The sequence below is a fragment of the Pseudomonas alkylphenolica genome (assembly GCF_004025535.1).
Lineage (GTDB): Bacteria > Pseudomonadota > Gammaproteobacteria > Pseudomonadales > Pseudomonadaceae > Aquipseudomonas > Aquipseudomonas alkylphenolica_A.
In genome coordinates, this window is sequence record NZ_QJRG01000048.1 from 267,799 (window position 1) to 280,547 (window position 12,749).

The 12,749-nt window shown below is 61.7% G+C and carries 9 protein-coding genes; 7 read left to right on the forward strand and 2 right to left on the reverse strand.

Annotated features, from left to right (window positions below):
- The first annotated feature begins 7 nt into the window (after positions 1–7).
- The 3 genes from DM813_RS21920 (at position 8) to prpR (ending at position 3,997) form a co-directional block, all read left to right on the forward strand.
- On the forward strand, positions 8–1,192 hold the full coding sequence (locus DM813_RS21920) for an acetyl-CoA C-acyltransferase (RefSeq protein WP_128325495.1): 1,185 nt from the start codon (positions 8–10) through the stop codon (positions 1,190–1,192).
- A gap of 15 nt (positions 1,193–1,207) precedes the next feature.
- A complete protein-coding gene (locus DM813_RS21925; RefSeq protein WP_128325496.1) occupies positions 1,208–1,981 on the forward strand; it encodes an SDR family NAD(P)-dependent oxidoreductase in 774 nt (257 codons plus the stop codon).
- A 72-nt stretch (positions 1,982–2,053) separates the two neighbouring features.
- The gene (gene prpR, locus DM813_RS21930; RefSeq protein ID WP_128325497.1) at positions 2,054–3,997 is read left to right on the forward strand and encodes a propionate catabolism operon regulatory protein PrpR; all 1,944 of its coding nucleotides are present in this window, start codon (positions 2,054–2,056) and stop codon (positions 3,995–3,997) included.
- Positions 3,998–4,760: 763 nt separating this feature from the next.
- Here the strand turns inward: prpR and DM813_RS21935 are convergent.
- A complete protein-coding gene (locus DM813_RS21935) occupies positions 4,761–6,407 on the reverse strand; it encodes a fatty acid--CoA ligase (protein WP_128325498.1) in 1,647 nt (548 codons plus the stop codon).
- A 184-nt stretch (positions 6,408–6,591) separates the two neighbouring features.
- On the opposite strand from DM813_RS21935, the gene DM813_RS21940 reads away from it, so the two are divergent.
- The 4 genes from DM813_RS21940 to DM813_RS21955 all read left to right on the forward strand — a co-directional run bounded on the left by DM813_RS21940 (position 6,592) and on the right by DM813_RS21955 (position 11,753).
- Entirely contained in the window at positions 6,592–7,614 is a 1,023-nt protein-coding gene (locus DM813_RS21940; RefSeq protein ID WP_128325499.1) for an AraC family transcriptional regulator, read from the forward strand.
- A 237-nt stretch (positions 7,615–7,851) separates the two neighbouring features.
- Positions 7,852–9,156, forward strand: a complete 1,305-nt coding sequence (locus tag DM813_RS21945) for an aromatic ring-hydroxylating dioxygenase subunit alpha (protein WP_128325500.1) — start codon at positions 7,852–7,854, stop codon at positions 9,154–9,156.
- 146 nt (positions 9,157–9,302) lie between these two features.
- The gene (locus DM813_RS21950) at positions 9,303–10,313 is read left to right on the forward strand and encodes an ABC transporter substrate-binding protein (protein WP_128325501.1); all 1,011 of its coding nucleotides are present in this window, start codon (positions 9,303–9,305) and stop codon (positions 10,311–10,313) included.
- Between the two features lie 150 nt (positions 10,314–10,463).
- Positions 10,464–11,753 carry an OprD family porin gene (locus DM813_RS21955; protein WP_241653221.1) on the forward strand — a complete coding sequence of 430 codons (1,290 nt, stop codon included), beginning with the start codon at positions 10,464–10,466 and terminating at the stop codon, positions 11,751–11,753.
- A 59-nt stretch (positions 11,754–11,812) separates the two neighbouring features.
- On the opposite strand, the gene ppk2 is transcribed toward DM813_RS21955, so the two are convergent.
- Complete coding sequence (gene ppk2 / locus DM813_RS21960; RefSeq protein ID WP_128325502.1) at positions 11,813–12,634, reverse strand: polyphosphate kinase 2; 822 nt, start codon at positions 12,632–12,634, stop codon at positions 11,813–11,815.
- Positions 12,635–12,749: the final 115 nt, after the last annotated feature.

Consider the following 12,749-nt stretch of genomic DNA (forward strand, 5'->3'; position numbering starts at 1 on the left):
AACGGTCATGAAAGAAGCTGTCATCCTCTCCACCGCCCGCACCCCGATCGGCAAAGCCTTTCGCGGTGCCTTCAACGCCCTCAAGTCACCGAGCATGGCCAGCCATGCCATCCGTGCTGCGGTGATACGCGCCGGTATCGAAACCGATGAAATCGACGACCTGGTCATGGGCACCGCCATGCCCGCCGGCACCGCCGGCTGGAACCTGGGGCGCATGGCTGCGCTGGCCAGCGGCCTGCCCTACAGCGTCAGCGGCCAGACCCTGGATCGCCAATGTGCCTCGGGCCTGATGGCGATCGCCACGGCCGCCAAGCAGATCATGGTCGACGGCATGCAGGTGACCATTGGCGCCGGCCAGGAGCACATCAGCCTGGTCCAGGCGCGCAACATGCAATGGGCCATGGACGAACGCGACACCCAGGTGGAACTCAACGCTGCGCACGCTTACATGCCCATGCTGCAAACCGCCGAAATCGTCGCCCGCCGTTACGCCATCAGCCGCGAAGCACAGGACGCCTACGCGCTGACCTCGCAGCAGCGCACCGCCGCCGCCCAGCAGGCGGGCCTGTTCGCCGACGAGATCGTGCCGGTTACGACGAGCAAAAAAGTGATCGACAAGGCCACCGGCGACGAGCGTTTCGAGCAGGTCACCCTGACTCAGGACGAGGGCAACCGCCCGCTGACCGTGCTCCAGGACCTCACCGGGCTCAAGCCTGTGATCGACGGCGGCTGCGTCACCGCCGGCAATGCCAGCCAGTTGTCCGACGGTGCCAGTGCCTGCGTGCTGATGGACGCGCGCCTGGCCGAGCAACGCAACCTGGCGCCGCTGGGCCTGTACCGCGGCATTGCCGTAGCTGGCCTGGCCCCGGAGGAAATGGGCATCGGCCCGGTGCTGGCGGTGCCGAAACTGCTCAGGCAACACGGCCTGAAGGTCGACGACATCGGCCTGTGGGAGCTCAACGAAGCCTTTGCCTGCCAGGTGCTGTACTGCCAGCAGGCGCTGGGCATCGACCCCGAACGCCTCAACGTCAACGGCGGCGCCATTGCCATTGGTCACCCGTACGGCATGAGCGGCGCGCGCATGGTCGGCCACGCCTTGCTCGAAGGCAAACGTCGCGGTGTGAAATACGTGGTCGTGACCATGTGCGTGGGCGGTGGCATGGGTGCTGCCGGTCTTTTTGAAGTGCTCTGAGAACAAGGAACAACCATGCTCGACACCCCGTTTTCCCTGACCGGCAAGACCGTGCTGGTCACCGGCGCGTCCAGTGGCCTGGGCGCTCATTTCGCCCGCGTGGCCCAGCGTGCCGGTGCCAACCTGGTGGTCGCTGCGCGCCGCGTCGAACGCCTTGAACAGCTGGCCGGCGAACTGCAACAGAACGGCGGCGATGCGCTTGCCGTGAGCCTTGACGTGACACGCCGCGACAGCGTCGAAGAGGCCTTCGATACCGCCCAGGCACGGTTCGGCCACATTGATGTAGTGATCAACAATGCCGGTATCGGCGATCCCGGACGCTTTACCGAACTGAGCGAAGAGCAGTGGCACAGCATGCTGTCGACCAACCTGGATGGCGTGTTCCGCGTCGCCCAATGTGCCAGCCAGCGTCTGATCAAGGCCGGGCGCGGCGGCAGCATCATCAACATTGCCTCGATCCTCGGCTTGCGCGTGGGCACGGGCCTGAGCCACTACTGCACCGCCAAGGCCGGTGTCGTGCAGCTGACCAAGGCGATGGCCCTGGAGTTGGCGCGTCATGGCATCCGCGTCAACGCCATCGCCCCCGGCTACTTCAAAACCGAGATGAACAGCGACTACTTCGACAGTGAGGCCGGTGAAGGCTATATCCGCGAGCGGGTGCCCATGCGCCGCCTCGGCCAGCTTCAGGAGCTCGATGGCCCGTTGCTGCTGCTGGCCAGCGAAGCCAGTGCGTTTATGACCGGCAGCATCATTGCGGTGGACGGCGGGCACCTGGTCAACCCGCTGTAGTGCCACCCGGGCGCCATCGCAACGACGGCGCCCGCCTACTCCTGCACTGCCACACGCACCTGTGGAGCCCCCATGCCTGAAGCCCTTTACCTGCCAAAGATCATCGCCCTGCTCACCCACCGACGCCCTGCCAATGGCCCCAGCCCCATGGCGTGCCTCATCGAGCAAGCGGCCGGCGACTATCATCGACGCGCGCACATCGAGATCGTCGACACGCCGTTGGCCCAGTTGCTGGAGACCGCACGTACGCTCGAAGCCGAACAATGCGTCGACATGATCGTCTGTTCCGGGGCCACCGCCGAGTACCTGCGCCAGCACATTTCCATTCCAGTGATGGCTATCCATATGGGTGAATTCGATTTGGTGCGTGCCCTGGACCTGGCCAGGTCACGCGCCACCCGCGTCGGCATCCTGAGCTTTCGCCATACCCACCCGGAGCTGGCAGCGATGCAGTCGCTGTTCACCGTGGCGCTGCGCGAGGCCACCTACAGCAACTTCGAAGAGGCCCGCCAACAGGTGCAGCAGCTGGTCGATGAGGGCTTTGCGGTGATCGTCGGTTCCTCGACCATCGTTGAGCTGGCCCAGGCCTCGGGCGTGCAAGGGGTGCTGGCACTCAACGCCGATAGCATCCGCCGCACCCTGAACAATGCCCTGTCGCTCTGCCACAGCCGTGCGCAGAGCCTGCGCCAGCACCAGCGCCTGAATGCCGTGTTGCGTAACCTCAGCGATGGCGTGATCGCGGTCGACGCCGAGGGGCGCGTGCAATCGATCAACCCGAAGATGGCGGTCCTGCTTCAGGTCACGGCGCAATGGGCGCAGGGCCGTTGTGTCCACGAGCTGCTGCCGACCCTCGATACTGCGGCCTTGCAGGAAGAAAACCAGTTGATCCGCGTTGGCGAGCAGACCCTGGCGGCCACCCTCACCCCGATCATCGAAGCGGGTCAGCCCGACGGCATGGTCATCACCTGCCAGGAAACCCGCGCCATCCAGCGAGCCGAGCGGCGCATCCGTATCCAGGCGCGGCCACGACAGTTCACTGCCCGTTACCGTTTCGAGCAGATCCTCGGCCAGGCGCCAGCGTTTCGCGCCACCCTGCAGCTGGCAAAGCGTTATGCGCAATCCGATTCGACGGTGCTGATCACCGGCGAAAGCGGCACAGGTAAAGAGCTGCTCGCACAAAGCCTGCACAACGCCAGTGCGCGTCAACCTGCACCGTTTGTGGCGATCAACTGCGCGGCCTTTGCCGAGTCGTTGCTGGAAAGCGAACTGTTTGGTTATGAAGAAGGCGCGTTTACCGGGACACGCAAGGGTGGCCGGGTCGGCCTGATCGAAAGCGCGCATACCGGTACGTTGTTTCTCGATGAAATTGGTGACATGCCAGTGTCGTTGCAAACCCGCCTGTTGCGGGTACTGCAGGAGCGTGAAGTGCTTCGCCTGGGCGCCAGCGAGCCGACGCCAGTGGATATCCGGGTTGTCGCGGCAACCCATTGCGACCTGCGCGCGCACATCGCCGACGGGCGCTTTCGTGAAGACCTGTACTATCGCCTGAACATCCTGCGCCTGGCGGTTCCGCCGCTGCGTGAGCGCCCCGAGGACATTGCGCTGCTGGCCAATGCACTGCTCGAACGTCAGCCAGGTACCGCTCCGGCTGATCATGAGGTGCTGCAAACGTTGACGCCCCATCTGTTGCGCCATCACTGGCCGGGCAACATTCGGGAACTGGAAAACATTGTCGAGCGGGCGGCGGTGTGTGCTCAGGCGTTACGCGGTGATGCTCCGGACTTGAGCTTGAGTGCGCTGTTTCCCGAGCTGTTCGAGCAGGCGCCTGTGTCATTGCTCGAGGTTCAGCCCACTACGGTTCTGGATGACCTGCGCTATCACGGCAAGACGGCCGAACGCGCGCACGCCCGGCAGGTGGTCAATGCCTGCCAGGGGAACATGGACGAAGCCGCGCGCCGGCTTGGGGTCAGCCGTACCACGCTGTGGCGGCGGTTGCGTGAGAGCACGGGGCGCTAATCAGCCGGGAATTGATTTTCGCGGATTCGCGGGGATGTCATTCTTGGGTTGGGTTGGGTTGGGTTGGGTTGGGTTGCTGTGAGCTTATCCATTCTTTGTGGCGCGGCTACCGGCCCCTTCCGCCCTTACGGCGGCCTACTTTTTTCTTGGAAAAAGTAGGCAAAACCGCTCGCTCCTGCATACGGCCCTACGCTGCGCTACGGGTCCCTTCCCTCCGGCACCTTCCGGGGCCACGCGGCCTACGACTTGCTTCGCCAAGTCTACATCTCGCGTCTTCGGCTTCGCCGAAGGTGCTGCGCACTGCCCCTACAGGCACCTCCACTCAGCCTCCTGAAGTCGCAGTTCGTGGCGCCTGAACCGACGTGCATGAAGATCAAGATCAAGATCAAGATCAACAGCGCCTCCATGTTTTGATTTCGAAGATGCGCACTTGTTGGCGCCGCCCGTAACTTTGCGACTTCAGGAGGCTGAGTGGAGGTGTCTGGAGGGGGCTGGTGCGCAGCACCCTTCGGCCGAAGCCGAAGCTCGCAAGTCGTAGGCCGCGATGCCCCTGGAAGACGCCGGAGGGAAGGGACCCGGAGCGCAGCGTAGGGCCGTATGCAGGAGCAGGCGGTTTTGGTTCCTTTTGCCAAGACAAAAGGGACCCGCCGTAAGGGCGAAAGGGGCCGGCAGCTGCGCTACATCAAATGGATAAGCTCGCCGTCTAAATGCCCCAGGATTCCATTCCCCTCAAAAAAAAGGCCTCAGAGAGGCCAAGAGAGGATTACAACGACAACTCGTTTTCCCGGATCAGCTTCTTGTTGATCTTGCCAACACTGGTTTTCGGGATGTCAGCCACAAAGCGGATCTCCTTGGGGATCGCCCATTTGTTGATCCGCCCGCTTTCAACATACTGATTCAGATGTGTCTTCAGGGCGTTGGCATCCACCTGCTCATTGGCCGCGCAGATCACCAGCGCTACCGGACGCTCCCCCCACTGCGGGTCAGGAATACCAACCACCGCCACCGAGGCTACCGCCGGGTGTTCGCTGATCAGGGTTTCCAGCTCCAGCGAGCTGATCCATTCCCCGCCGGTCTTGATCACGTCCTTGATACGGTCCTTGATCTCTACCACGCCCAGGGCATCGACCGAGGCAATGTCACCGGTATGCAGCCAGCCGTCTTCCCACAACTGTGCGCCCTGCTCCGGCTCTTTCAGGTAGCCCTGGGTCAACCAGGGTGCGCGCACCACGATCTCGCCTTGCGCAGTGCCATCGTGCGGCAGTGCCTTGCCGTTGGCGTCGATGATCTTCAAGTCCACCAGCGCACCAGGGACACCGGTCTTGATCCGCGCCGCCACTTGCTCATGCGCCGGCAGTGCATAGTCGGCCTCACGCAGGTAAGTGGTGCAGAGAATCGGGCAGGTCTCGGACATGCCGTAACCGCAATGGATGGCCATGCCGCGCCCGGTTGCCTGGGCGGCCACGCCATGGGTCAAGGCGCTGCCGCCAAGGAGCATTTTCCAGCCGGTCAGGTCCGTCGTGGCCGCTTCAGCGCTGTCGAGAATCATCTGCAGAATGGTCGGCACACAATGCGAGAAGCTGACCTTTTCTTCGCGGTACAGGCGCACCAGGTTGTTGGGCTCGTAACGCCCCGGGTACACCTGCTTGATCCCCATCAGCGTGGCGACGTAAGGCACGCCCCAGGCGTGCACATGGAACATCGGCGTGATGGGCATGTAGACATCGTCCGAACGCAGCAGCGGCAGGCCCTTGTACGCGCCGAGCGTGCCAACCGCACTCAGGGTATGCAGCACCAGCTGGCGGTGCGAAAAGTAAACTCCCTTGGGGTTGCCGGTGGTCCCGGAGGTATAGAACAGGGTGGCAATCGAATCTTCTTCGAAGTCGGGAAAGTCGTAAACGCTATCAGCCTCGGCCAGCAGGGTTTCGTAATCGCCCAGCACCGGCAGCCCGGTGGCGGCTGCACCCGTGTCGCTGAGCTGGATGTAGCCTTTGACCGTGGTCAGTTGATCGGCAATCGGCTCGAGCATGGGCAAGAAATCGTCGTGCACCAGCACCAGGTCGTCTTCGGCGTGGTTCATGGTGTAGATGATCTGCTCCGGCGACAGGCGAATGTTCACCGTGTGCAGTACGGCGCCGATCATGGGCACGGCAAAGAAACACTCCAGGTACCGATGGCTGTCCCAGTCCATCACCGCCACGGTGTCACCCGGCTTTACCCCGGCGTTGGTCAGCGCGTTGGCCAGCTGGCGGATACGCGTGTTGAGCGTACGGTAGTTGTAGCGCAGCGTATGGCCCGAGACGATTTCCTGCTCCGGGGCATGGCGCACGCCGGACAGCAACAGGCTTTTGATCAACAACGGGTAGTTGTAGGCGTTGTGAGCAGGTGGAATTTTTTTTGTTTTCACCACGGAACGACTTCCTGCGTCTGTTATGTGCTTGCACAGTAATTTTCGACCACGCACAGCGCTTCACTTTTCGCGTCAGCTTTTTGTCTTTTGATGACGACCTGTACAGATCAGCAGGTTAACCGTCTATAACAATGCGTCTTGTGCGCCGGATGTCAGATGTCAGCAAAGGGAGGTGAAAGACACCATGACTTTATTAGCCCGTACCGCCGTGCTGAGCAATTACCTGGAGGTCACGCGCCATCTGCAGTTTGACGGCGACGCCCTGCTGCGTGAGGCGGGTTTCTGCCCAGTCGTTGTCGCCGACAGCAAGCAACACATTCCCGCCCAGGCAGCGGTCGAGTTACTGGAGCGCACCGCGCAGCTCACCCGCTGCGAAACCTTGGGCCTGCGCATGGCCGAACTGCGCAACCTGGCGGACTTTGGCGAAGTCAGCCTGTTACTCAGCCATCAGCACACCCTGCGCGATGCGTTGAATGTGATCGTGCAGTACCGCCACCTGCTCAACGACTCCCTGGCGATTTTCATCGAAGAAAGCGGCAAGACGGTGATCATCCGCCAGGAGCTCATCACCGAAACCGGCACCCTTAACCGCCAGTCGATCGAATTGGCCATCGCTATCCTGTACCGCTTTTGTGCCGCGTTGCTGGGCGTGCACTGGCAGCCGCTGTACGTCTGCTTTACCCACGAGGCACCGGCTGACCTGGCGGTACACCGCCGTGTCTTCGGCTGCAAACTGGAGTTCGGCTGCGAGTTCAATGGCATCGCCTGCCCCGCCGCCAACCTCGACACCGCCAACCCGTTGGGCAACCAGGCCCTGGCCCGACATGCCGAGCGCTACCTGAACTCGCTGCGGGGCAAGAACGACCACAGCCTGGCCTTCGAGGTGCGCAAGTCGATCTACCTGCTGCTACCGATGGGCAAAGCCACGCCCGAGCAGGTGGCGCTGACCCAGGGCCTGAATGTGCGCACCCTGCAGCGACGCCTGGAGGCCGACGGTACGAGTTTCAGTGACTTGCTCAACAGCGTGCGCCGCGACCTGGTGGTCCGTTACCTGAACAACCCGGGCTATTCGCTGGGCCGCATCTCCGACATGCTCGGGTACTCGATGCCCAGCTCCTTCACCCGCTGGTTCACAGCCCAGTTCAGCAAGGCTCCTGCCGTCTGGCGCCGCGAACACAGCGCCGGAACGCACCGCTCTGTTACATAAAGTATCCCGCCTGCGCCGCAATGAGTCAGCCTTCCGTCACCCCGCACCTTGCCTGTTTCACCGGTGATACATCCTTCGGCGTTTCCTGGATGAAACGCCTAATCCTTTGTTTTATTTAAATAAATATTTTCACGGATCTATTTATAGTACCTGGCATTTTTCATGCTTGGTTCCAATACAAAAACAATGATTCGTTAGTAAAACAATGCCTGATAACGAACACACAAGGAGACCGTGATGCTGAGTGAGGAAAAAAACCGGCTGCTGACCCAGGTCGGGCCCGAAACGGAAATGGGCGCCTACTTGCGCCGCTACTGGCACCCGATTGCCGGCCAGAGCGAGTTCGACGACAAGTCGATCCGTCCGATCCGCATCCTGGGTGAAGACCTGGTGCTGTACAAAGACCTGAGCGGCAACTTTGGCCTGGTCGATCGCCAGTGCCCGCACCGCAACGCCGACATGTCGTATGGCTATGTCGAGCAGACCGGTATCCGCTGCAGTTATCACGGCTGGCAGTTTGCCGCCGACGGCCAATGCATCCAGCAACCCTTCGAGCAAGCCTGCGATCCGTCTGCCCGCATGTGCAAGAACACCCGCATCAAGGCCTACCGGGTACAGGCCAAGGCCGGTCTGTTGTGGGCCTACATGGGGCCAGAGCCGGTACCCCAACTGCCCGACTGGGAACTGTTCAACTACCCCAACGGCTTCGCCCAGGCGGTATTCGCCGAGTTGCCCTGCAACTGGTTCCAGTGCCAGGAAAACTCCATCGACCCGGTGCATTTCGAATGGACCCACAATAACTGGACGATTCGCCAGTCCGGTGAAACCGGCCCCTATGTGCAGCCGCACCAGAAGCTGGCCTTCGACGAATTCGACTACGGCTTCACCTACCGCCGACTGCGCGAGGGCGAAGACGAAAACAACGTGATGTGGACCACCGGCCGGGTGACCTTGTGGCCGAACGGCTTTTACCTGGGCCACCACTTCGAATGGCGGGTACCGATCGATGATTACAACACCCTGAGCGTGCTGTGGGTGTTCAGCCGTGTACCCAGCGAGCAGGAACCCTACCGCCAGGAGAAAATCCCGTCGTGGTACGGCCCGATCAAAGACCCCAAAACCGGCCGCTGGATTACCTCCCACGTGGCCAACCAGGACTTTGTGGTCTGGGTCGGCCAGGGCGCGATCACCGACCGCACCCGTGAAAAGCTGGGGCAAAGCGACAAGGGCGTGGTGATGATGCGCCGGCGCTTCTTCGAAGAACTTGATGCCCTGCGCGAAGATGCCGGTCATGTGCCCAAAGGCCTGATCTTCGACCCCGCACTGAACCAGAACGTGTATTTGCCTTCGGCCTGCCGCGACGAGCTGCTCAACGGCCTGCCCCGGGCACAGCTGGCCGAGCACCCGCTGCTGGGCCCTTACCTGAAGGACTTCTTCGGCCAGGCAGGTCAGCCTGACGATGTACGCGAAGCCTATGAGGAAGCGGTCGGGCAAAAAATGCAGGGCGCCAAGCTGTTTGTCGTGCACGGCGCACGCAAGTAAACCCGCTGTCTGAGTAATGCCAGGCCCCGGCCGGGGCCGAAAATTCAACGCCATGCCCGCCATGGCGTTGAAGGATTCACATAACAAGAACTGCACGCTGACGATAAAAAAAACACTGCCGTCAATAAGTGAACAGGAATCCTTGCATGAAACTGATACCGTCGTGCGTCCGAACCCTGGGTTCGGTCGTTGCCTTGCTGTGCGCTGCGGCCGTTCAGGCCGCGCCTCAACCCGTCACGCTGTTGATGCCCGCACCACCGAACCTGCCCGGGTTTGCCCCTTGGGTCATCGCCAAGGAAAAAGGCTACTACCAGCGGTTCGGTTATGACGTGAACCTGGTCGCGGCCAAGGGGGGTGCCGATGTCGCCAAGCAGGTCGGCTCAGGCAACGCGCTGTTCGGTGTGGGCAATGGCGATACCCCGATCATCGTGCGCGCCAATGGCGTACCGGTGAAAGCCGTGGTGCTGCTCGGCCAATACCCGCACACCCTGCTCGCCCTGGACCCGGCCAAACAGATTCATTCGGTGCAGGACCTCAGGGGTAAAACCATCACGGTGATGTCGTACTCCGACTCGATGTACTACACCTTGCTCGCCACCTTGCGCGCCGCCGGCATGGACCGCAAGGACGTGAATATCCAGGCAGCCGGCCCGGCGGGCGTCTGGCAACTGTTCGCCGATGGCAAGGCCGACGCCATGGCCGGTTCGGCAGACTGGGTGGTGAACATCCAGGACAGCGGCCGCCCGCTGGAGCTGCTGCCGCGTGAACAGTTGTTCGATGCCATGTCGCAGGCGGTGATCGCCTCGGACCAGGCCATTGCCGAGCAGCCACAGGCAGTACAGGCCATTGTCAACGGTACCTTGCTGGCCCTGCATGACATCCTCACCGACCCGGCCGAGGCCGCCCGGGTGTTCGCCAAAGCCGTGCCCGCCTACGCCGGCAAGGAAGACAAGGTTGAGCGCACCTTCGCCCTGTACATCGAGCGCATTTACGGCAAACAGGCACACCTGGGCGGATTCGATGCCCAGCGTGTGGCTCGCTCGCGGGACTTCTACACCGCCGAAGGCATCGTGCGCCAGGCCGAGCCACCGGAGGTGTATTACACCAACCAGTTCGTCGACCGCGCCAACGCCAGCCTGCCGCTAGGCATGCCTTGACACGTTAGCGACGGCGCAAGCAACCCCGACCTTTTCAGCGACAGCGCTCCCCCGCCTTCCGGACTTCTGGAAGGTGCGGTGAGGCTCGCCTTGAAAAAACCTCATCAAACGTCACTGCCCGCTGCAGTGGCTCCATGACTGGCGAACGACATGTTACTGATGACAAATCGCTTCTTTACGCCTGCCCTGCTGGCTTGCACGCTGGCTGCCGGCACATTGCCCATCGGCGTTCAGGCGGCAGGGTTCATTGAAGACTCCAAAGCAAGCCTGATGCTGCGTAACCAGTACTACAACCGTGATTACAAGGACGACGGCAGCAAGTCGCAGATCCGCGAATGGGCGCAGGGCTTCATCGCCCAATATGCTTCAGGCTACACCCAGGGCACCCTGGGTTTTGGCCTCGACGCCCAGGCGTTTCTGGGCATCAAGCTGGACTCCTCGCCGGATCGCACCGGCTCCAATCTGCTCCCGGTGCACGACGACGGGCGTGCCGCCGATGACTTCTCGGAGCTGGGGCTGACCGGGCGCATGCGCCTGTCGAAAACCGAACTGCTGCTGGGCACCCAGTACCCCCAGTTGCCCATTGCGCTGACGCCCTCTACGCGCCTGTACCCCGAAACCTTCCGCGGGGCGTCGTTGCGCTCACAGGACATCGACAACCTCAACCTGCAGGTGGGCCGCTTCGACCGGGTCAACCTGCGCGACTCCAGCAACAACGAAACCATCGGTGTGGCCGCGCCCAACGCGCGCTTTGACCGTAACGCACGCTCCAACGACTTCAGCTACATCGGCGGTTACTACCAATGGTCGCCGACGTTGCAGTTGCGCTATTTCCACGCCCGCCTTGAGGACATCTACCGCCAGGACTACGCCGGTTTCAGCCACCGCCTGCCGCTGGGGCCCGGGGCGCTGCGCAGCCAGCTGCGCTATTTTGATTCACGCGAAGACGGCGAGGCACGTGCGGGACAGGTAGACAACCGCAACACCACCTTCAACCTGACCTACGACATCGCGGGCCACAGCATCGGCGCCGGCTTTCAGCACATGAGCGGCGACACGGCGATGCCTTACATCATGGGCGCCGACCCGGATGGGCTGAGTGAGTTTCTGTACAGCTCCGACTTCGTCAACCCGCGCGAGACGGCCTGGCAGATCCGCCACGACTATGACTTTGCAGCACTGGGCATCCCCGGGCTGAGCAGCTGGGCGCGCTGGGTGCACGGTTACGACATCGAGCTGCCGGACCGTTTGGGTGGCAAGGACCGCACCGAGACCGAAAAACAGATACAACTGGCCTATGTGATCCAGAGTGGCCCGGCACGCGGATTGGCCTTGCGCGTGCGACACTCCTGGTACACCAACGACTTCAGCAACACCGCCAACTTTCGTGACGACCGCGAGTTGCGCATTCTCATCGACTACAAGCTGGACCTGCTTTAGGTCACTGCCGGCCACACCTGAAAAAAAGCCTGCGTCTACGCAGGCTTTTTGTGTCGCTTTCAGTACTGCTCGGCCACCCGTTTGTACTGGTAATTGGGATCGCGATAATTACCAGGCTTCTGCCGTTTAGGCAGTTTGACCTTCTCGCGCGGAATCTCTTTGTAAGGAATATGGCTGAGGATGTCGGCGATGATATTCAGCCGGGCGCGGCGCTTGTCGTTCGAGTCAGCCACATACCACGGCGCATGCCCGGTGTCGGTAGCCTTGAACATGTCATCGCGAGCACGTGAGTAGTCGTACCAGCGGCTGTATGACTTCAGGTCCATGGGTGACAGTTTCCAGATTTTCCGGCCGTCCTCGATCCGTGCTTCAAGGCGGCGGGTCTGTTCCTCTTCGCTGACTTCCAGCCAGTACTTGAGCAGGATCACACCCGAGTCGATGATTGCACGCTCCACTGCCGGTACGGCGTTGAGGAAACCCTCAGCCTGTTCTTGCGTGCAAAAACCCATCACCCGCTCGACACCGGCGCGGTTGTACCAGCTGCGGTCAAAGATCACCACCTCACCGGCGGCAGGCAGGTGCGGCAGGTAGCGCTGCAGATACATCTGGCTTTTTTCACGGTCGTTGGGCGCCGGCAACGCCATCACGCGAAACACGCGGGGGCTCACCCGCTCGGTCAGGGCCTTGATCGTCCCGCCCTTGCCGGCACCATCGCGGCCTTCAAACAGGATGCAAACCTTGATGCCTTTTTCCTTTACCCATTCCTGCATCTTGACCAGCTCGATATGCAGCAAGCGCAGCTGCTCGAGGTAGTCCTTGTTCTTCAACTTGGTATCTTTTGAGGGCTTGCGCTTATCAGCACCTTTCTTGTCTTTTGCCATGAACAAAGCCTCGTGTCCGTTAATGCCTTGAATCCAGCGTGTGAGTCTAGTCGAAGGTTTTCGCTGCAGCCTGAGCCAAGTCATACTTCTGTCATCAGGCCCTGCTAGCGTCGCT

What these genes read in the sequence shown, in the direction of transcription:
- DM813_RS21920 (WP_128325495.1), top strand. Translation starts at nt 8, where the DNA reads ATGAAAGAAGCTGTCATCCTCTCCACCGCCCGCACCCCGATCGGCAAA.
- DM813_RS21925 (WP_128325496.1), top strand. Translation starts at nt 1,208, where the DNA reads ATGCTCGACACCCCGTTTTCCCTGACCGGCAAGACCGTGCTGGTCACC.
- prpR (WP_128325497.1), top strand. Translation starts at nt 2,054, where the DNA reads ATGCCTGAAGCCCTTTACCTGCCAAAGATCATCGCCCTGCTCACCCAC.
- DM813_RS21940 (WP_128325499.1), top strand. Translation starts at nt 6,592, where the DNA reads ATGACTTTATTAGCCCGTACCGCCGTGCTGAGCAATTACCTGGAGGTC.
- DM813_RS21945 (WP_128325500.1), top strand. Translation starts at nt 7,852, where the DNA reads ATGCTGAGTGAGGAAAAAAACCGGCTGCTGACCCAGGTCGGGCCCGAA.
- DM813_RS21950 (WP_128325501.1), top strand. Translation starts at nt 9,303, where the DNA reads ATGAAACTGATACCGTCGTGCGTCCGAACCCTGGGTTCGGTCGTTGCC.
- DM813_RS21955 (WP_241653221.1), top strand. Translation starts at nt 10,464, where the DNA reads ATGTTACTGATGACAAATCGCTTCTTTACGCCTGCCCTGCTGGCTTGC.
- ppk2 (WP_128325502.1), bottom strand. Translation starts at nt 12,634, where the DNA reads ATGGCAAAAGACAAGAAAGGTGCTGATAAGCGCAAGCCCTCAAAAGAT.